The 19,679-nt window shown below is 64.2% G+C and carries 21 protein-coding genes; 9 read left to right on the forward strand and 12 right to left on the reverse strand.

The genetic code is table 11. The features are described 5' to 3' along the window. Positions 1-9: 9 nt before the first annotated feature. Positions 10-429, reverse strand: a complete 420-nt coding sequence (locus BW975_RS12945) for an Hsp20 family protein (protein ID WP_076534641.1) — start codon at positions 427-429, stop codon at positions 10-12. 169 nt (positions 430-598) lie between these two features. On the opposite strand from BW975_RS12945, the gene BW975_RS12950 reads away from it, so the two are divergent. From BW975_RS12950 to BW975_RS12960, 3 genes are all read left to right on the forward strand, one after another. After that, the gene (locus BW975_RS12950) at positions 599-823 is read left to right on the forward strand and encodes a YdcH family protein (RefSeq protein WP_076534643.1); all 225 of its coding nucleotides are present in this window, start codon (positions 599-601) and stop codon (positions 821-823) included. Positions 824-911: 88 nt separating this feature from the next. Next, the gene (purE, locus tag BW975_RS12955; RefSeq protein WP_076534645.1) at positions 912-1,400 is read left to right on the forward strand and encodes a 5-(carboxyamino)imidazole ribonucleotide mutase; all 489 of its coding nucleotides are present in this window, start codon (positions 912-914) and stop codon (positions 1,398-1,400) included. Next, on the forward strand, positions 1,393-2,466 hold the full coding sequence (locus BW975_RS12960) for a 5-(carboxyamino)imidazole ribonucleotide synthase (protein ID WP_076534647.1): 1,074 nt from the start codon (positions 1,393-1,395) through the stop codon (positions 2,464-2,466). Before purE ends, BW975_RS12960 begins: the two co-directional genes overlap by 8 nt. Here BW975_RS12960 and rnr read toward each other — a convergent pair. Genes rnr through dapE form a run of 3 tightly spaced genes read right to left on the reverse strand, consistent with a single transcriptional unit; the run spans position 2,463 to position 6,510 of the window. Continuing rightward, the gene (gene rnr / locus BW975_RS12965; protein WP_076534649.1) at positions 2,463-4,736 is read right to left on the reverse strand and encodes a ribonuclease R; all 2,274 of its coding nucleotides are present in this window, start codon (positions 4,734-4,736) and stop codon (positions 2,463-2,465) included. The two genes, BW975_RS12960 and rnr, sit on opposite strands and share 4 nt — an antisense overlap. Before the next feature lie 38 nt (positions 4,737-4,774). Next, a complete protein-coding gene (locus tag BW975_RS12970) occupies positions 4,775-5,356 on the reverse strand; it encodes a TIGR04282 family arsenosugar biosynthesis glycosyltransferase (protein WP_092746260.1) in 582 nt (193 codons plus the stop codon). Continuing rightward, positions 5,356-6,510, reverse strand: coding sequence for a succinyl-diaminopimelate desuccinylase (gene dapE, locus BW975_RS12975; RefSeq protein ID WP_076534653.1), 1,155 nt, complete (start codon positions 6,508-6,510; stop codon positions 5,356-5,358). Before dapE ends, BW975_RS12970 begins: the two co-directional genes overlap by 1 nt. 286 nt (positions 6,511-6,796) lie before the next feature. Here dapE and BW975_RS12980 point away from each other — a divergent pair, with 286 nt between their 5' ends. Both BW975_RS12980 and BW975_RS12985 read left to right on the forward strand, forming a co-directional pair. Then, complete coding sequence (locus BW975_RS12980) at positions 6,797-8,398, forward strand: Hint domain-containing protein (protein ID WP_076534800.1); 1,602 nt, start codon at positions 6,797-6,799, stop codon at positions 8,396-8,398. 2 nt (positions 8,399-8,400) lie between these two features. Next, entirely contained in the window at positions 8,401-9,486 is a 1,086-nt protein-coding gene (locus BW975_RS12985) for a Hint domain-containing protein (RefSeq protein ID WP_076534655.1), read from the forward strand. On the opposite strand, the gene BW975_RS12990 is transcribed toward BW975_RS12985, so the two are convergent. The 3 genes from BW975_RS12990 to dapD are packed head-to-tail and all read right to left on the reverse strand — an operon-like array spanning position 9,483 to position 11,842. Further along, the gene (locus BW975_RS12990) at positions 9,483-9,893 is read right to left on the reverse strand and encodes a hypothetical protein (RefSeq protein ID WP_076534657.1); all 411 of its coding nucleotides are present in this window, start codon (positions 9,891-9,893) and stop codon (positions 9,483-9,485) included. The two genes, BW975_RS12985 and BW975_RS12990, sit on opposite strands and share 4 nt — an antisense overlap. Before the next feature lie 35 nt (positions 9,894-9,928). Further along, the gene (locus tag BW975_RS12995; protein WP_076534659.1) at positions 9,929-10,957 is read right to left on the reverse strand and encodes a sodium:calcium antiporter; all 1,029 of its coding nucleotides are present in this window, start codon (positions 10,955-10,957) and stop codon (positions 9,929-9,931) included. Positions 10,958-11,014: 57 nt separating this feature from the next. After that, positions 11,015-11,842, reverse strand: a complete 828-nt coding sequence (gene dapD, locus BW975_RS13000; protein ID WP_076534661.1) for a 2,3,4,5-tetrahydropyridine-2,6-dicarboxylate N-succinyltransferase — start codon at positions 11,840-11,842, stop codon at positions 11,015-11,017. 161 nt (positions 11,843-12,003) lie between these two features. Between dapD and BW975_RS13005 the strand changes: the two genes are divergently transcribed. Then, positions 12,004-12,831 carry an LOG family protein gene (locus BW975_RS13005; RefSeq protein WP_076534662.1) on the forward strand — a complete coding sequence of 276 codons (828 nt, stop codon included), beginning with the start codon at positions 12,004-12,006 and terminating at the stop codon, positions 12,829-12,831. A gap of 3 nt (positions 12,832-12,834) precedes the next feature. Here BW975_RS13005 and BW975_RS13010 read toward each other — a convergent pair whose 3' ends face one another. The 3 genes from BW975_RS13010 to rlmN form a co-directional block, all read right to left on the reverse strand. Then, a complete protein-coding gene (locus tag BW975_RS13010; RefSeq protein ID WP_076534664.1) occupies positions 12,835-13,026 on the reverse strand; it encodes a hypothetical protein in 192 nt (63 codons plus the stop codon). A 220-nt stretch (positions 13,027-13,246) separates the two neighbouring features. Next, entirely contained in the window at positions 13,247-13,465 is a 219-nt protein-coding gene (locus tag BW975_RS13015; protein WP_076534666.1) for a hypothetical protein, read from the reverse strand. 135 nt (positions 13,466-13,600) lie between these two features. Further along, on the reverse strand, positions 13,601-14,779 hold the full coding sequence (rlmN, locus tag BW975_RS13020; RefSeq protein ID WP_076534668.1) for a dual-specificity RNA methyltransferase RlmN: 1,179 nt from the start codon (positions 14,777-14,779) through the stop codon (positions 13,601-13,603). Between the two features lie 172 nt (positions 14,780-14,951). Between rlmN and BW975_RS13025 the strand changes: the two genes are divergently transcribed. Next, positions 14,952-15,596 (forward strand): DUF4259 domain-containing protein, encoded by a 645-nt coding sequence (locus BW975_RS13025; RefSeq protein WP_076534670.1) that lies wholly within the window; start codon positions 14,952-14,954, stop codon positions 15,594-15,596. A gap of 66 nt (positions 15,597-15,662) precedes the next feature. Here BW975_RS13025 and BW975_RS13030 read toward each other — a convergent pair whose 3' ends face one another. Beyond that, on the reverse strand, positions 15,663-16,202 hold the full coding sequence (locus tag BW975_RS13030) for an invasion associated locus B family protein (protein WP_076534672.1): 540 nt from the start codon (positions 16,200-16,202) through the stop codon (positions 15,663-15,665). Positions 16,203-16,434: 232 nt separating this feature from the next. Here BW975_RS13030 and BW975_RS13035 point away from each other — a divergent pair, with 232 nt between their 5' ends. After that, entirely contained in the window at positions 16,435-17,445 is a 1,011-nt protein-coding gene (locus tag BW975_RS13035) for an asparaginase (RefSeq protein ID WP_076534674.1), read from the forward strand. Here BW975_RS13035 and serB read toward each other — a convergent pair. After that, on the reverse strand, positions 17,442-18,308 hold the full coding sequence (gene serB / locus BW975_RS13040) for a phosphoserine phosphatase SerB (protein ID WP_076534676.1): 867 nt from the start codon (positions 18,306-18,308) through the stop codon (positions 17,442-17,444). The two genes, BW975_RS13035 and serB, sit on opposite strands and share 4 nt — an antisense overlap. A gap of 152 nt (positions 18,309-18,460) precedes the next feature. On the opposite strand from serB, the gene BW975_RS13045 reads away from it, so the two are divergent. Next, entirely contained in the window at positions 18,461-19,627 is a 1,167-nt protein-coding gene (locus BW975_RS13045; protein ID WP_076534678.1) for a phosphoserine transaminase, read from the forward strand. The last annotated feature ends 52 nt before the right edge of the window (positions 19,628-19,679 follow it).

A 19,679-nucleotide genomic window follows, 5' to 3' on the forward strand; every position in this document is an offset into this window, starting at 1 on the left:
TTAAGACGGCTATTGGCCCCATTTGTTGATCTTTATTGTCTGAACAACTGTCTCGGGTTGGGCCCGGGTCAAGTCGATATGCAAAAGTCCGTTCTCCATGATCGCGGCGCCCACTTCGACGCCATCGGCCAGCACGAAACTGCGCTGGAACTGCCGCGCGGCGATGCCTCGGTGCAGGAACACCCGCTCACCCATATCGGCGCCCTGCCGGCCCCGGATCACCAATTGGCGGTCCTCGACGGTGACCGACAGATCATCCTCGCCAAAGCCCGCGACGGCCAGCGTGATGCGATAGGAATTGTCGGAGGTCTGCTCGATATTGAAGGGCGGGTACCCCTCGTTACCGGATTTCGCGCTGCGCTCAAGCAGCCGTTCCAGCTGGTCAAAGCCCAGCATATAGGGGTGCGCCCCCAGCGTCAGTTTCGTCATGTGCCACGTCCTTGCGTCAAGCGACTGGTCGGATCGGCGCCGTCCCATTCATCGGCGGCGGCGCCTTGGTAACAAATATGGGCGCTCACCTCCGCCGGTGCAAGGGCTAGGCGAAGTCGCGTTTTGCGCCTATTATCAACGGGTCTCTCATCCATGGAATCATGCACCGATGAACGCCTATAGCGAACTTGCGATGAAATCGGACGACGTGCTCCGCGTCGAGCTGGAGCAGTTTCGCCGCGAGCATCGCGATCTGGACGAGGCCATCGCAGCCTTGGAAGAGCGCACCGTGCGCGATCCACTGACGGTCAAACGGCTCAAGCAGCAAAAGCTGCGACTCAAGGACCGCATCGCCTATATCGAGGATCGCCTTCTGCCCGATATCATCGCCTGATATCGCAGTGATTTTGCCCGCTTGGGGGAGTGGACGCTGACCGCCCGCCCGCCTATGGTTCGCGCCTGAATCACCAAAGGGGCGACAGATGCCGAAAATAGAGGTCGGGATCATCATGGGCAGCCAATCTGACTGGCCCACGATGAAGGAAGCCGCAGATATTCTGGACGCGCTTGAGGTGCCCTTTGAGACGCGCATCGTCTCGGCCCATCGCACGCCCGACAGGCTTTGGTCCTATGGCGCCGAAGCGGCATCGCGCGGGCTCAAGGCGATCATCGCGGGCGCGGGCGGCGCCGCGCACCTGCCGGGCATGATGGCGTCCAAGACGCGTGTGCCGGTGATCGGCGTGCCGGTGCAGACACGCGCGCTTTCGGGCGTCGACAGCCTCTATTCCATCGTGCAAATGCCCAAGGGCTATCCCGTGGCCACCATGGCCATCGGCAGCGCGGGCGCGGCAAATGCCGGCCTTATGGCGGCCGCGATCCTTGCCAATAGCGACGCTGCGCTGGCCGAACGACTGGACGCGTGGCGCGCAGCCCTTTCGGCCTCGATCCCCGAGGAGCCTAGCGATGACTGATCCGCTGAAAACAGGCGCCACCATCGGCATTCTCGGCGGTGGTCAGTTGGGCCGCATGCTCTCGGTCGCGGCCTCGCGGCTGGGGTTCAAGACCTGCATCTTCGAGCCGGGCGAAGATTGCCCCGCCAGCCACGTCGCGCACCGCCACATTGCCGCGCCCTACGACAATGAGGACGCGCTGCGAACCTTCGCGGAAGCCTGCGACGTCATCACTTACGAATTCGAGAATATCCCCACCTCCGCGCTCGACATCCTAGAGAAGCTGCGCCCCGTCTATCCTGACCGCCAGGCGCTACGCGTCAGTCAAGACCGGCTGGTGGAAAAGGCATTTCTCAATGATCTGGGTCTCAAGACCGCGCCCTTCGCCGCCGTCGATGATGGCAATGACATCAGCGAGGCGATGGCCGAGATCGGCCTGCCCGCCATCCTGAAAACCCGTCGCTTCGGCTATGATGGCAAGGGCCAGGTGCGGCTGAAAGACCCGAAGAAGGCCGAGGCCGCGCTGGCCGATATGCAAGGCGCGCCCGCCATCTACGAAGGCTTTGTCGACTTCTCGCATGAGGTGTCCGTGATTGCCGCGCGCAATGCGGCGGGCGACGTTTCAGCCTTTGATCCCGGCCAGAACGTGCATGAGGACGGCATCTTGCGCACGACCACCATCCCGGCCAAGCTCTCGCCCGCGCAGCGCAGTGACGCGGTCCTGCTGGCGGCGCAAATCCTGAACAAGCTGGATTACGTTGGCGTCATGGGCGTCGAACTTTTTGTCACTGCGGACGGGCTCATCGTCAACGAAATCGCGCCGCGCGTGCATAATTCCGGCCATTGGACGCAGAATGGCTGCACCGTCGACCAGTTCGAGCAGCATATCCGCGCCGTTGCGGGCTGGCCGCTGGGCGATGGCAAGCGGCACTCGAACGTGGTGATGGAGAACCTGATCGGCGACGACATGGACCGCGTGCCAGAGCTGGCCCGTGATGGCAGCTGTGCACTGCATCTTTACGGCAAGGCCGAGGTGAAGCCCGGCCGCAAGATGGGCCATGTGAACCGCGTGACCGGCCCGGCTTAACCGCGCCGCTTGCGCTCGACCTTGCGCCCGGTCTTGGCCGCCTTTTTCTTGGCCGCGCCCAGCTTGCGCTTGGGCGGCTTGCCATGGCTGCGGCCGCGCCCTGCGCCTCGGCCGCCCTCGGGCATTTCCTTGCCCTCGACCGTAATCAGGTCCAGCGCGATGCCGCCCGTGATCGGCAGCGCCTCGGCCAGCTTGACCGTAACGCGCTGGCCCAGCGTAATGATGCGCCCCGAGTCGGACCCCATCAATGTCGCGCTATCGGCGTCGAAGTGGAAATATTCGTTGCCGATATTGCGCACTGGTATGAGGCCATCGGCGCCCGTTTCGTCCAGCCGCACGAAGGCACCGAACTTGGCGACGCCGCTGATGCGGCCGGTAAATTCCTCGCCCACGCGCTCGCTCAGGAACGCGGCCAGATAGCGGTCATTCGTGTCCCGCTCGGCCATCATGCTGCGCCGCTCGGTTTCCGAGATATGCTTGGCCGTCGCCTCCAGCTGCTCGATCTCCGCCGCCGTCAGCCCGTCATCGCCCCAGCCATGCGCCGAGATCAGCGCCCGGTGCACGATCAGGTCCGCATAGCGACGAATGGGCGAGGTGAAATGCGCGTAGGAGCGTAGCGCCAGCCCGAAATGGCCGAAATTGACCGGCGCGTAATAGGCCTGCGTCATGGCGCGCAGGGTGCTCATGTTGATCTGCTCGGATTGGTCGGTGCCCGCCGCGCCGTGCAGAAGCGCGTTGATATGCGAGGTGCGCAGCACCTGCCCCTTGGCCAGCACCAGCCCCGCCGCCTCGGCCACCTCGCGCAGCGCGTCGAGCTTTTCCTCGGACGGCTCTTCGTGAACCCGGAAGAGGAGCGGCGATTTCCTGGCGCTCAGCGTCTCGGCGGCGGCGACATTGGCCAGCACCATGAATTCCTCGATCAGCTTGTGCGCGTCCAGCCGCTCGGTGAAATTGACGCTCAGAACCTTGCCTTCCTCGGTGAGGACGACCTTGCGCTCGGGCAGGTCCAGATCGAGCGGCTGGCGCGTGCCGCGCGCGTGTTTCAGCGCGGAATACGCGGCGTAGAGGGGCCGGATCACTTCGTCCATCATCTCGGCGGCCCGTTCGGACGGCTGGCCGTCCATCGCCGCCTGCACCTCCTGGTAGGTCAGCGACGCGCCCGAGCGCATGATGCCCCGATGGAACGTCTGGTCCAGCTTCTGCCCGAATTCGTCGATGCGCATGCGCACGGCAATGCAGGCGCGCGGCACGCCTTCGTGGAGCGAGCAGAGATCGCCCGAAAGACGATCGGGCAGCATGGGCACGACGCGGTCGGGGAAGTAGCTGGAATTGCCGCGCTTGCGCGCCTCGGTATCGAGCGCGCTGCCGGGCGTCACGTAATGGGCGACATCCGCGATGGCGACCCAGATCACATGACCGCCCGCATTATCCGACGCATCGTCGGCATGGGCATAGCAGGCGTCATCGTGGTCACGCGCATCCGAAGGGTCGATCGTGACCAGCGGCAGATCGCGAAGATCCTCGCGGCCTTTCAGGCCCGCAGGCTTCTGCGCGTCGGCCTCTGCGATGACATCATCGGGGAAATCGTCGGGGATGCCGTGCTGGTGAATGGCGATCAGCGATACCGCGCGCGGCGCCGAAGGATCGCCAAGGCGGCTTACAATGCGCGCGCGCGGCAGGCCCATGCGGCCCTTCGGCCCCGCCTGCTCCGCCTCGACCAGTTCCCCATCCTGCGCACCGTGCGTCTGCGCTGCCTCCACCTGCCATTCATTGCCCTGACCCTTGTCGATGGGCAGGATGCGGCCTCCTTCGGTGCCCTTGCGATAGATGCCCAGAACCTTCGTGGGGTTATGGCCGATGCGCCGGATCAGCCGCGCCTCGTAATGATGCGCCTCGCCTTTGACCTGCTGCAGCTTGGCGAGGATGCGCTCGCCCTCGCCCAAGGCCGGATCAGCGGCGCGCGGAATCAGCAGCACGACCGGCTCGGCGCCCTCGCCGTGCCATTCAAGGGGCCTCGCCAGTTGATCGCCATCGGGCGTCGTGCCCATAACCTGCAGCACGCTGACAGGCGGCAGGCGATCCGGGTCGCGATAGGTTTTCTTGCGCTTCTCCAGATGGCCCTCTGCCTCAAGCTCTTTGAGGATGCGCTTGAGATCGATCCGGGCCGCGCCCTTGATGCCGAACGCCTTTGCGATCTCGCGCTTGGCGCCGAGGGTGGGATTATCGGTGATCCATTGCAGGATCTCGGCTTTGGTGGGCATCTGGTTCATGGCGCTTGCGTATCACGGCAAAAGGCGCGCTGAAACAGCTATCGCGCCTGCGCCAGATCGGCCGCTGTATCGACGTCGCGCAATGTATCGACGTAGGCGATGCGCGCGTCCGGCAAGGTCGCGCAACTGTCTTGCAGCGCGTGTTCGGTGGACCAGCGCACGTCGCCCAAGAAACGCGCGGGGATGCCACCGCTTCGCTTCAGCCCGATCAGCCAATAGCCGCCATCGGGCGCGGGGCCGAAGACCGCATCGTGCGCGCCCAGCGCCGCGAAGGCGCGCGCGACATGCGCCGCCCGGATGCCGGGGATATCTCCGCCGATGATGCAGATCGGGCCCTGCCCTACGCCGCGCAGCAGGCGCGCCATGCGCGCGCCCAGATCGCCCTGCCCCTGCGCCACGCGCGGCAGATGTGCGGGCCAGACGCGGCTGGCCAGACCCGCGCGATCCGGGGCCACGGCCAGCACAAGGCGCCAGCGCGGATCCTCCAGCCTCCGGATCAGGCGCGCTGTCTGATGGCGGAACCACCATGCGGCAGCGGTCATGCCGATCTCGCGCCCAAGCCGCGTCTTGACCCTGCCGGGACGCGGCTCTTTCAGCATGATGACCAGCGTGGGGCGGATCATCCGGCGAAATAGTCGCGCAGGATGCGGCCATAGATCGCCTTGAGTTGATGGATCTGCTCGATGCTCACATTCTCGTCCACCTGGTGCATCGTCTTGCCGACAAGGCCGCATTCCACAACAGGGCAATGGTCCTTGACGAAGCGCGCATCCGACGTGCCGCCCGACGTGCTGAGCACCGGCGTGCGCCCCGTCTCGGCCTCGACCGCGCGCACGATCAGGTCTGAGAAATTGCCCGGCGGCGTCAGAAATGCCTCACCCGAATTTTTGACCTCAAGGGCGCCGTTCACGCCCATCTCTTGGCAAATTGCATCGAGCTGGCCTTGCAGCCACTCGGTCAGGCTGTCGCCGCTGTGGATGTCGTTATAGCGAATATTCACCGTGGCGCGCACGGCGGCCGGGATCACGTTGGTCGCGGCATTGCCGGTATCGATGGTCACGACCGCCAGGGTCGACGGATCGAAGTGATCAGTCCCTTCGTCCAGCGTGTGCGCGCTGATCCGGTCCACCAGCCGCGCCATCGCGGGTAGCGGATTGATCGCGCGATGCGGATAGGCGGAATGCCCCTGCTTGCCGGTGATGGTGATCCACGCGCTCAGTGATCCACGGCGCCCGATCTTGATCATGTCGCCCATCTCCTCGGGGCAGGTCGGCTCGCCCACGAGGCAGACATCCATCGCCTCGCCCTTCTCCTGCATCCAGTCGAGGATCGCGGTGGTTCCATCCAGTGCATCGCCCTCCTCATCGCCGGTGATCGCGAGGATCACGGCCCCATCGGGCGGCGTCTGTTGCACGAAATCCACGGCAGCGGCGGCAAAGGCGGCGACGCCTGATTTCATGTCCGTCGCGCCGCGGCCCCACATCATGCCGTCCTTCACCTCGGCACCGAAGGGCGCCACGCTCCATGCCGCCTCATCGCCCAGTGGGACCACATCCGTATGACCGTTGAAGCCAAAGCTGCGCGGCGCGCCCTTGTCGCCCCAGCGCGCGTAAAGATTGGCGATTCCGCCCCTGTCCGCTCGCCAGCAGGCAAAGCCCGCCGCGCTTAGCACATCCTCCAAAACGCCCAGCGCGCCGCCCTCTTCGGGGGTGACGGAGGGGCAGCGGATAAGAGCGGCGGTCAGCTCGGCGGGATCGATCGGTGTGTGTGTCATGGGGCCTCGGACTGCGATTACATTTGGCTGAATGGCTACCCCGCCTGCCACGGCTTTGCAAATTCTGCGCGGCTTGCGTGAAAAAAGTTAACAACATGTCAAAAGGTTGGTATCTATCGGGCATAAAAAGAATGACCCGAGGCAGGGCATATTACGCGAAGGGGCACCGAGCAGTCCCCTGACATAGCAAAAGGCGCATCAAGCGCTTTTGCCGAACGCCGCAGATCCGATGGGCCAGCGGCGCGCGCCCGCGAAGTATGCCTCGGCCCAAAAAGTGGGACGACACATGGTTGACGGCGTAGAGATACCAATCAACAGGAATGCCTCTGCCGAGCAGATGGCCCAAGAGATGTTCGGTCCCGATGTGATCATCGAGAGCGCGACATACACCGGAGACCGCGACAGCTCGGGCATTTACAGCGACGGCGACGCGATTTCACCTGGGGTGATGCCCGGCAACACGGGCGTCATGTTCTCGACGGGTGATTTGCGCGGTTTCACCAACAATACCCGCTGGTGGCAGGGCGGCTCGAACACTTCGACATCCCAAACCACCAATTCGAGTGGCCCCAACAGCTACGCGGACGCAATATCGGATTTCGATGCCGCAGCAGGCGCGCGCACGTTCGACGCATCCTTCATCGACGTCGATTTCAGACCTTCGGGCGACATGCTGACCATGCAGTTCGTCTTTTCCTCCGACGAGTATCCCGAATTCGCCCTTGGCGCGTTTCAGGATTTCGTCGGCGTCTGGATCAATGGTCAGCAGGTCCAGCTCAGCGTTGGCGACGGCGACATAGACCCCAACAATCTCAACGCCGGGTCCAACGGCAACCTGTTCATCGACAACCAGAACGACCAGTACAACACCGAGATGGACGGCTTTACCGTCAACCTGACGCTCAAGATCCCGGTGAATGCAAACCAGACCAACTCGATCCGGATCGGCATCGCCGATGTGACCGACAGCAATTACGACAGCACGCTGATCATTGCGGGCGGCAGCATCCAGAGTACCGTGCTGGCCCTTGACGATGCGACCAAGCTGGATCCTAGCGGATCCAAGAACCTCGACGTGCTGGCCAATGACGTCAACAACGGCGCAGGCATCCTGACGATCACGCATATCAACGGGCAAGCGGTCAGTGTGGGCGATACCGTCACGCTCAATAGCGGCCAGACGGTACAGCTGAACGCCGATGGCACACTGGGCCTGACCGGCGATGGCGACGAAGAAGAGTTCACCTTCACCTACACGGTCGAGAACGCAACAGGGATCAGCGATACCGGGTTCGTTCTGGTGGACAGCGTGCCGTGCTTTGTTGCGGGGACCATGATTAAGACCGCCCACGGACTGAAACCTGTCGAGACGTTGCAGCCCGGCGACCTGGTGATGACCCGCGACGAGGGCGCCCAGCCGCTGCGCTGGATCGGCAGTCGGCGCATCGCGGCGGCAGGCGACTTCGCGCCCATCCACATCGACGCGGGCACATTCGGTGATCACGGCGCGCTGGCGCTGTCGCCTCTGCACCGCGTGCTGATCCGCGACAGCCTGGCCGAGCTACTCTTTGGCGAGGGCGAGGTTCTGGTGGCGGCGCGCGATCTGGTCAATGACCGCTCGGTGCGGCGCGTGCCCGGCGGCGAGGTGGAATATGTCCATATCCTCTTCGACCGCCATCAGGTGGTCTATTCCGAAGGGCTCGAGACGGAAAGCTTTCTTCCGGGACCGCAGACGGCCCGGAGTTTCGAGGCGGACATCGTGCAGGAGATCTGCGCGATCTTCCCCGAGCTTTGCCCCGAAACCGGCGCAGGCTACAGCCCCGCGGCGCGGCGCATGCTGAAACGCTACGAAGCGCAGCTTCTCATGTCTGGCGCGCGGGCCGCCTGAGCATGGGTTGGATCGGCATCGCCACGCACGAGATCGGCCGGTTCGACCCGGCCGGGCTTGGCGCGCATCGCGGCGCGGCGGCGCAATCGCTGACCGGCAACGCCGAGGCGGGCACGATCCTGATCGACACCTACCTGTCCCCGGATGCGCGCCCCCAGACGCTGATCGGTTTTGCCCGTGCAGGCGATGCGGGCGGTATGCTGTCGCTCAAGGTCGTGCCGACGGGCGGGATCGTGCTGATCGATGATCTGGGCGGCGACGTGCGGCACGCCGCACTCAATCACGATCTGGACGGGCGCAGCGATCAGGTGCGGGTGCGCTATTCCTGGGACAGCTCTGCGCCCAATGGCACATTGACGCTCAAGCATCTCTCCAGCGGAACAATCCGCCGCGCGCCGGTTCCAACAGGGCACCCCATCGCGCTCGAGGATCTGCGCATGCTGACGCGCTTTCCGGCGCACCGCATCATGGATCCCGATGTCGGCTTCGTCGCCGTCTCGGACGAGGTCGAGCCCATCGGCGCCATGCCGGGCCTGACCGGCGCCGTGCCCATCGCCACGCCGCGCGGCGACGTTCCTGTCGCACGGCTGAAGCGCGGCGATACGGTGCTGACGGCCACGGGCGATGTCGTCCCGATCCTACGCGCGGTGCGGCAGACCGTGCCCGCCTTCGGCTCGCTCCGGCCTGTACGGCTGCGCGCACCGTTCTTCGGCCTGAGGCACGACATTGTCATCGCCCCGCATCAGCGGCTGGTGATCGGAGGCAGCGAAGTGGAATACATGTTCGGGACCGAAGCCGCGCTTGTCCCGGCGCGTCATCTGGTCAACGGCTCATCCGCGTATCACGGCACCGGGCCGGACCTTGTGACCTATCACCACCTGCTCCTACCCGAGCATCAGGCCATCATCGCCGCGGGCTGCCCCGTCGAAAGCCTCTATATCGGGCGCTTGCGCCGCGACCGCGAGGCGCTGGCCGCCTCACCTTTGGCCAAGCTGGACCCATCGCGCCTGCCCGAGCATGCGCGGCCTATCTGGCCGGTCCTCAAACCCTTTGAGGCACGCACTTTGGCAATGCACCGCGCCGCCTAGTCCGCGTCCGCGTCTTCATCCGGCTCCAGATCCAGCGCCTCACTGCGCCCCGCATCATCGAAAAACGGCGTCATCTGCGCCACGATCACAGCGTTCTCGTCCAGCGCCCGCTGCATCAACGCGCGGTCCTCGGCGCCGATCTCGTGCCCGCCTTGCTCGCGCTCGGCCAGCGTGCCGTAACCGGTGACATCAAGAGGGGCCGTATCGGCCTGCTTGAGGATCGCGACCGTCTCGCGCACGGCCTCGGCCTCGTCCACACCGCTGGCATAGATCAAAAGCGCCGCGCCTGTCGCCTTTTTTGGCAGGCCATCGCCAGACTTGCGCCCAATCTCGACCAGAAGAGTATAAACCTCTTGCCGCTTGGGTTTGGCTTTGGCCTTGGCGGGTCTTGTGTCTTTGTCTGTCATGGAGCTGCTCTAGTCGGGCGCAGGCGCGCGGTCAATCAGGCGAAGATCTCGACGCTGAGCGCGAGGCCATAAATCGCCATCATCAGCACGCTTTCAACGCCGATCCTCCCCGGCCCGCGCCTTTGCCTTACGATCAGACCGGCCAGCAGGACGCCCGTCATCAAAAGGCCGGTCGCCAGCCAGTAGAGGTCATTGCCCTCGACGGCATGATAAATCGATCCGTCCCGATAGGCGATATCGGCGCCGACCAGAAAGAGCGTGTCAAACGTATTGCCCCCGATAATGCCGCCCACCGCCAGTTGCAGCGCCCCGCGCCGGACGGCGACCAGCGTCGTCACCAATTCGGGCAGCGACGTGATCACGGCGGTGCCAAGGGCACCGACAAGGCTGGAGGCAAGCCCGTAGCGCGAAATCACCGCCTGCCCCGATTGCCCGATCACCCATCCGCCCGCGGCCATGATGACGACGAGGCCGGCAAAGATCAGCGCGGGCTTGCGCGCCGAACGGCGCGCCTCTTCAGGGTCCTCTGGCGCGTCCTCGCGCGTCTCATCAGTATCGACGGCTTGCCACATGGGCCGCTCGCGCACTTCGGCAGCGATACGCACCCCGACCAGATAGGCGAGAAAAAGCAAGAGTGAGACGGGATGGATACCGACATAGGCAATGTCAGGCCCCGCCATCGCGGCCAGCGGCAGACTGAGTAGAATGATCAGCATGACCGTCTGAAAAAGGTTGGCAGGCTCCGCCGCCGCATGCTCCAGATTGGCGCGCTTGTGTAGCAAATCTGCAATGGCCAGAAACAGCGTCTGCGCCGCGATCCCGCCTACTGCATTCGAAAACGCGTAGCTGGCATCCCCCGAGGACGCGGCGTCGACCGAAACGATGACACCCGCGATCGAGGTGGCGCCGCCCAGTATGAGCCCGCCGATCAGCGCCTCGCCCATGCGGGTTCGGTCGGCGATGATATCGGCCAGCCGCGTCGCGCGGATCGACGCAAAAACAACCGCGGCCCCGGCAAGCAAGGTCGCGGCGATCAGATAAGGCAACGGCAGAGCGGCGATCATGTGACGACAACGCCGCCAATGGCGCGACGGGTTCCCTCGCCGCGCCCGAAATGCGCATCAGGTGCGCAAAAGCTCGTTGATCGAGGTCTTGGACCGGGTCTGCGCATCGACGCGCTTGACGATGACGGCGCAATAGAGGTTCACGCCATTCTTCGACGGCATCGAGCCCGACACGACGACCGAGCCCGAGGGCACCTCGCCATACATGACCTCACCCGTTTCGCGGTCGACGATCTTGGTGGACTGGCCGATATAAACGCCCATGCCCAGAACGCTGCCTTCGCGGACGATGCAACCCTCGACCACCTCGGACCGCGCACCGATAAAGCAGTTATCCTCGATGATCGTCGGCCCAGCCTGCATCGGCTCCAGCACGCCGCCGATTCCGACGCCGCCCGAGAGGTGCACGTTCTTGCCGATCTGCGCGCAGCTGCCGACGGTGGCCCAGGTATCGACCATGGTGCCGCTATCGACATAGGCACCAAGGTTGACGAAGGACGGCATCAGAACCACGCCCGGCGCGATATAGGCCGACCGGCGCACGATGCAGTTCGGCACGGCGCGAAAGCCCGCCTCCTTCCACTCGGTCTCGCCCCAGCCAAGGAACTTGCTGTCGACCTTGTCCCACCAGCCGCCGCCCTGCGGGCCGCCCGATTGCGGTGCCATATCCTTGATCCGGAAACCCAGCAGCACGGCCTTCTTGGCCCACTGATTTACATGCCAGGCGCCAGCCTCGCCGCGTTCCGCTACGCGCAACTTGCCACTGTCGAGCGCGTTCAGCGTCGCCTCGATCGCCTCGCGCGTCTCGCCGCCGGTCGCGGGGCTGATGCTGTCGCGCGCATCCCACGCGGCTTCGATAGCGGTCTCAAGCTGGGCGTTGGACATGGTGGCACTCCTCATGGATTTCATCGAGCATTCGTATAGGCCGAGCCGCCGCAGCGCGCAATGCATCCGCCGCGCGTGCCCGCGCAGCGGCGCTGGTCAAGCATGATGCGAGCGGGTAGGTCTGGCAAAAGCGCGCGCATTTCAGCCCTAAGGATCTATTCATGAGCAAAGACCGCAGAAGCCAGTTCCGCGATGCAGGCAGCGACCGCAGCACCGCCGAGGCGGTGCCTGACACGCCGCAGACCCGGGCGCCGGCCTATCGTCTGGCATTCAACGATACGGACTTCATGTGCCGCGAGGAGCTGCGCCCCGTGCGGTTGCAGCTGGAATTGCTGAAGCCCGAAATGATCCTGAACGAGCATGGCATCAAAAGCACCGTGGTGCTCTTTGGTGGCGCCCGCATTCCCGAGCCGTCGCAAAGGGCGGACGCGCGGACACAGACACTGGCCGATCTGTCAAAGTATTATGACGAGGCGCGTGAATTCGCTCGGCTGATGACCCAAAAGTCCCTTACCGCGAACGGGCAGGACTATGTCATCACCACCGGCGGCGGTCCCGGCGTCATGGAGGCGGGCAGTCGCGGGGCGGCGGATGCCGGCGGCGCGTCGATCGGCCTCAACATCGTGCTGCCGCACGAACAGGCGCCGAACGAATACGTGACGCCCGGTCTGTGCTTCAACTTCCATTACTTCGCGATCCGCAAGATGCACTTCCTCATGCGGGCGCGGGCGATCTGCGTCTTTCCCGGCGGCTTCGGCACGCTCGATGAGACCTTTGAGGCGCTGACCCTGATCCAGACGGAGCGGATGAAGCGCATGCCCTTCCTGCTCTTTGGCGAGGAATTCTGGCGCCGCATCATCAACTGGGAGGCGCTGGCGGATGCCGGCACGATCAGCGACGAGGATTTGAAGCTATTTCAATTCGTCGAGACCGCGGCCGATGCCGTCCGCATAATAGACGAATGGGATGCCGCCCAGACCGAGGCGTGAGCCTCAGGCGCAGAGATGCGCGGGGACCGGGCAGAGGGGCGCGTTCCTCAGCAGCGACGTGACGATGCGACCGTCATCCGTGTCGCGGATACCGTAGCCATAGCCGCGCAGGCGGTGCTGCCATTCGCGGTCCGACACGGCCATGTGCCGTTCGCGGGTGATAATGTTCAGAACGTCCAAAATGTCTTTGCTCATTGTTTCATGCCTTGTGACAAATACTCGATGAGCCAGAGATAACCCCCGTTTGCGGCAACAATCGGAGCGGATTGGGGCCGATGCGGGGTCTTTTTGCGCCGAACAGCAGAAATCGCCGCCCGGCGAGGATGCGGGACGGCGTCATAAAGTCGGTCTTGGTCGCAATTGGCGCAAGAGTGGCGGGTCGCGAAATCCGGCGCTTGGCGCAGAAGCCTGGCGTCTAGAGTGCGCCGAAGCTTGGCTGAAATGGAAGGCGGCACACCTCGACGCCATGGGGCAATGTGGTGACGACAGTATCCGCACCAGTGATGCGCAGCGCGTATCCGTGGCGGCCCAGCGCATTGTGCCAGTCATCGGCGTTGCAGGCGTGTTTCATCTCGCTCATGACAAGGTGAAGCACACCCGCCTCGATCGTCGGATCCTTGTGAACGTAGACCATGCGCGTCTCCCTTGGCGGTCCAGGCCAGCCAAGACCCGGTGATTTCCGATACAGGAGAGGTGCCTGCCAATGATGGCAGGACTTGGACCCAAACTCAGCGAAAGCAGGGTTTTTCGCAAGCCCGCGCCGCGTGGCTCAGCCCTGCTGCGCCTCTGCCTCGATCTGGGCGCGGGACTTGCGCGCGCGCTCGGTCGCGGATTTCAGCTGGCCGCAGGCGGCCATGATATCCTCGCCGCGGGGCGTACGGATCGGGCTGGCATAGCCCGCCTTGTAGATGATGTCGGCAAAGGCGCGGATGCGGTTGTTCGAGCTGCGCTTGTAGGGTGCACCGGGCCATTCGTTGAAGGGGATGAGGTTGATCTTGGCCGGGATGCCCTCGATCAGCTTGACCAGACGGCGCGCATCCTCGTCGCTGTCGTTGATCCCGTCCAGCATCACATATTCAAAGGTGATCCGCTCGGAATTGCTGACCTTGGGATAGGCCTTCAGCGCCTCCAGCAGCGCCTCGATGTTCCATTTCTTGTTGATCGGCACCAGCTTGTCACGCACCTCGTCGGTGGTCGCGTGAAAGCTGACGGCCAACTGGCAGCCAATCTCGGCGGCGGTGCGGTGGATTTCCGGCACGATGCCCGAGGTCGAAAGGGTGATGCGGCGGCGGCTCAGCTGGATGCCCTCGGGGTCCATCGCGATCTTCATCGCATCGCGCACATTCTCGAAATTATAGAGCGGCTCGCCCATGCCCATCAGCACGATATTGCTCAGCAGGCGGGTCTCGTCCTTGGGCGCGCCCTGCGTGGGCCATTCACCCAGATCGTCGCGCGCCACCATGATCTGGCCGACGATCTCGCCTGCCGTCAGGTTGCGCACCAGTTTCTGCGTGCCGGTATGGCAGAACGAACAGGTCAGCGTGCAGCCCACCTGGGAGGAGATGCAAAGCGTGCCGCGCCCCTCCTCGGGGATATAGACAACTTCGACCTCATGCCCGCCAGCGATGCGCACAAGGTATTTGCGTGTGCCGTCGCTGCTGACTTGGCGGCTGACGACCTCGGGGGTGTCGAGGCGGAAGTTCTCGGCCAGATCAAGACGATAGGCCTTGGCGAGGTTCGTCATCTGCGCGAAATCGCGCACGCCCCACTGATAGACCCACTGCCAGATCTGCCCAGCCCGCATGCGCGCCTGCTTTTCCGGCGTCCCATGGTCGATCAACACCTGGCGCAGCGCATCACGCGTCAGGCCGATCAGGTTCGGCTTTCCGCCCTCCGCCTTGCGCGGAAAGGTCATGACGTCTTGCGTGATCGGTGCTGTGCTGGTCATCGGACGGGCCTCTCATGGGTCGGATATGTCCCCATATAGGATTCGCGGAGCAATGCCAAAGGGGCTCTGCTCGCAAGAATTTCGTCTGCGATTGGCGCGCAGGGGCCATGAAATGGTCAAACTGCCGGTCCATGACTGATCCCAGAACGCGCGACCAAGACGGGAGAACGGTATGGGCACGTGGAGTGCGGGCAGCTTTGGCAATGATACTGCGCTGGATTTCGCCAGGGCGCTAAACAGTTTCGCGGCGCTGGATCGACATCTGCGCAAGGCGGCCCGGCAGAGCGGCGAGATGGATGCGGAGCATGCGGCCACGGCTCTTGCGGCATGCGATATTCTGGCGGCCATGATCGGACGCCCTGCCGAAGACGTGCCCGAGATGACCAAGCTGGCGGATGCGCCGGCGGCAAAGGACGTCCCGCGTGATCTGCTACGGGTCGCCCGAAATCTGGTGAAGCAGCTGCGCAAAGGCTCGGAGCTTGCGGAGCTTTGGGAGGATGACGCGGACGAGTGGCACGAAGCGTTGGACGATCTGCAGGCGCGCCTGACACCGTCCAGACCCTACCACACCTCATCCAAACCCAAGCGCGAGGCGCTGCCGGACGACTTTCTTGGCTATTGCTACATTTGCTACGGACAGGTGACCGAGCGGAATGGCCTGCTATTCGAGCATACGGTCTTCGGCGGCACCAACGCGTTCTATCCGCATCGCAAATGCATCGAAGATCAGATCCCCGGACCCCACTGGGCGTCCGATGGCGCGCCCCTCCCCGCCACACGGGCAAAACTGCTGCGCGACATGGGTATCGAGGACTAGCGATCGCCACGAAAAAGGGGCCTGCCCGGCACGGGCGGCCCCTTCAGATCAGGATCGATCAGCGCCTTACTGACAGCGCTTTTCGGCCTCTTCCATCGCGGCCGTATAGCCGATCAGCGAAAAGGTATCCTTGGTCTGCGTCCCGCGGGACGAGCGCGCGGTCAACACCGCATCGGCGCCGCGCTTGAGCGCGGCGATGATCTTGGCGTCGTCATCGGCGCTGGCGGGCCACGCCCATTCATTCTCAGTATAAAGCTCGAAATTGTCGGTGCCCACGACCAGCTCGACAGTCGAGCCGTCGGCAAAGGGATAGCCCCCGGTAAATGCCACTTGCCCGCGCACGCCGGCGCCCGGACGGAAGAAGGTCATAAACAGGATCTCGCCCCGGCGCACTGCGACAACTTGGCCGCCGCGCGTATTTACTGTCTCGGTCGGGGCGGAAACGGTCCAGCATTCCTTGGGGCTGTCTTCGGTGAAAACGCTCCAAGCGGTGTTGGCGGCCACCTGGTTGGTGCTTTCGCTCTGGGCTGATGCGGGGCCGGATGCGATCAGGGAAAATGCGGTCACTGCTGCGCCCAGTGCGCCGCGCGTCAAATGTGGTGCCATTCTTGTGCAGCCTCCAAGCTGTCTTTGAGCCTCAATTGGTATCATCGGCGCCTGCCTGCCCTCATGCTGGGGATTTTCACTTGGCAATCGCGCCGTTCTTCTCGACATTGCAACTTTAGCCCGAAACCTGCCAGAAACGAAAGAATGAATTGGCGGAAACCCGCACATCCGTCAGCCTTTCGACAGGGCCGCCGTGCCGGCACGTATCGGACCAACCACCAAGGATTGCCTCATGATCAGACCAAAGACCGCCCCCGCCCCTTTGACAGAAATCTGGCGGGGCCCGATTGCCGAAAGTGTGCATCTGGGCCATGCCGTGATCTGCGGCCCTGGCGGTGATGTGATCGAGGCGTGGGGCGACCCCGATGTGACAGCCTATCCACGATCGTCCTGCAAGATGATTCAGGCGCTGCCCCTGATAGAGAGCGGCGCCGCCGATGCCGCCGGCCTCGGGCCGGAACAACTCGCGCTGGCCTGCGCCTCGCACCAAGGCGATCCGATCCATACGGGCCGCGTCGAGGCATGGGTGACGGGCCTCGGACTCGGCGAGGACGATTTGCGCTGTGGCAGTCATATGCCTTACGGCGAAGAGACGGCCCATGCGCTGATCCGCGCGGGGGATAAACCATGCCAATTGCACAACAATTGCTCGGGCAAGCATGCCGGCTTTCTGACCCTGAACCGGCACCTGGCCGGCCATGCCGATTATGTCGATCTCGACCATCCGGTACAGCGCGCCTGCCTCGCAGCATTCGAGGAAGTGACGGGCGAAAGCAGCCCCGGCTACGGGATCGACGGATGCTCTGCGCCGAATTTCCTTGGCAGCCTGCGGGGCATGGGCCGCGCGATGGCCTATTTCGCAACGGCCACAGAGGGCGCCGATGCGCGCCAGACCGCTGCCGCACGCCTGCGCGACGCGATGATCGCGCATCCCGATCTGGTGGCAGGCGAGGGCCGCGCTTGCACCCTTCTGATGCGTGCCTGCACCGAACCCGTGGCGCTTAAAACCGGCGCTGAGGGTTTCTTTATCGCCATTCTGCCGCAGCGCGGGATCGGCATCGCGCTCAAGATCGCGGATGGCGCCACGCGCGGCGCCGAATGTGCAATTGCGACCTTGTTGGTGCGGCTGGGCGCCCTTGACGCCGACCATCCATCGGCACGGATGTTCATGAACAAGGTGCTGACCAATTGCCGCGGGCTAAAAGTGGGCGCGATCCGCCCGGTCCCAGGCCTGCTGCGCTAGGCAAACTCGCTGCGCGCGTAGCCTTGCAGGTAAAGGAGTGCGGTCAGATCGCCGTGGTTGATACGCAGATCGCACTCTGCCGCCACGCTCGGCTTGGCATGCATCGCAACGCCAGCGCCCGCATGGCCAAGCATGCCCAGATCATTGGCGCCATCGCCCACCGCAATGGCGCCTGACGGGGTCAGACCCAAGCGCCCGGTGATTTCATCCAGCGCGTCCACCTTGGCCTGACGGCCCAGAATGGGACGCGCGACATCGCCGGTCAGCGCGCCGTTCTCGATGCCCAGCACATTCGCGCGATGCTCGTCAAAGCCGAGCGCGGCGGCCACCGGCCCGGTAAAGGCGGTGAAACCGCCCGAGACCAGCGCCGTATGCGCGCCATTGCGGCGCATCGTCGCGACCAGCGTATCGCCGCCCGGCGCGTGAGTGATGCGCGCCTCCAGCACTTCGGCAATGACCGCTTCGGATAGCCCCCTGAGCAGCGCCATTCGCTCCAACAGCGCGCCCTCGAAATCCAGCTCGCCATTCATGGCCCGCGCCGTGATCTCGCGCACATGCTCGCCTACGCCCGCCGCCTCGGCCAGCTCGTCGATGCATTCCTGCTGGATCATGGTGCTGTCCATATCCGCGATCAGCAGACGTTTTTTCCGGCCATTCTCTTGCTGCACCGCCAAATCGACACCCAGCTTTTGCAGGTCGTCCCAGACCTCCCACAGGTTGCCGGGCACAGCCTCCAGCGTGAATTCCGCCGCTTCGTCCGGCGCCAGCCAGTCGACCGCGCCGCCGCCCCACGCGTTGCGCAGGTTTTCGGCCAGCTGCGGCTCCAGCCCACCGGGGGGCGCGATGAGTGTGGCGATGAACATGGGATGGCTCCGGTGCATAAAAAGCGTCGCGAATAATTCAAGAAGCGCCGCTATAGCGTCATTTTTCTTCTTGCGAAAGAGCGCGCTCCAGCCTAGCTCTGGTGGCGGGACACCCTTCCCCAACGAAGGGCGCTTATCTGGAAGGATAGCATATGACGACCGAAGACCTCGCGCGCGTTGAAGCGCGCAAACCAAGCGTGCGGCCCAACAACCCGCGCTTTTCCTCCGGCCCCTGTGCCAAACCCCCTGCATTCGCACTGGAAAAACTGTCAGGCGCCCCCTTGGGTCGCAGCCACCGTGCCGCCGTGGGCAAGGACCGGCTGAAGGCCGCGATCGACGGCACCCGCGCCGTTCTGAACATCCCGGGCGATTACCGCATCGGCATCGTGCCCGCCTCTGATACGGGCGCGGTTGAAATGGCCATGTGGACCATGCTGGGCGAGCGCCGCTGCGAAATGCTGGCTTGGGAGTCATTTGGCGCGGGCTGGGTCACGGATGCCGTGAAGCAGCTGAAGCTTGATGCCGAGGTCAAGACCGCCGAGTACGGCGAGATCGTGGATCTGAGCACCGTCGACACGGACAATGACGTCGTCTTTACATGGAACGGCACCACCTCGGGTGTGCGCGTGCCGCATGGCGACTGGATCAAGGCGGACCGCGCCGGGCTGACCATTTGCGACGCCACCTCGGCGGCCTTTGCGCAGGACCTGCCGTGGGACAAGCTGGATGTGACGACCTTCAGCTGGCAAAAGGTGCTGGGCGGCGAGGCGGCGCATGGCATGATCGTGCTGTCGCCCCGCGCAGTGGAGCGGCTCGAGAGCTACACACCCGCATGGCCCCTGCCCAAGATCTTCCGCCTGACCAAGGGTGGCAAGCTGATCGAGGGCATCTTCAAGGGCGAGACGATCAACACGCCCTCCATGCTCGCGGTCGAAGATTACCTTCTGGCGCTCGATTGGGCGCAGTCCGTCGGCGGCCTTGCGGGTCTGATGGACCGGGCCGATGCAAATGCGGGTGTTATCGCAGACTTCTGCGCCGAGAACGACTGGATCGCGAACCTTGCCGAGGATCCGGCGACACGCTCGAACACGTCCGTTTGCCTCAAATTCACCGACCCCGGCATCACCGATGGCGCAGCCTTTGCCAAGGCGGTTGCCAAGCGGCTGGAAGCCGAAGGCGTGGCCTATGACATCGGCGCCTATCGCGACGCCCCTCCGGGCCTGCGCATCTGGTGCGGCGGCACGGTCGAGACATCGGACATCCAGGCGCTGATGCCCTGGATCGAATGGACCTACCACGCCGAGCGCGCCGCGCTCTGAGCCGTTTCCGGCGGGCCTACCGTGGCCCGCCCCCTCCCATACCCATTTGAAG

The sequence above is a fragment of the Roseovarius nanhaiticus genome, assembly GCF_900156535.1.
GTDB lineage: Bacteria > Pseudomonadota > Alphaproteobacteria > Rhodobacterales > Rhodobacteraceae > Roseovarius > Roseovarius nanhaiticus.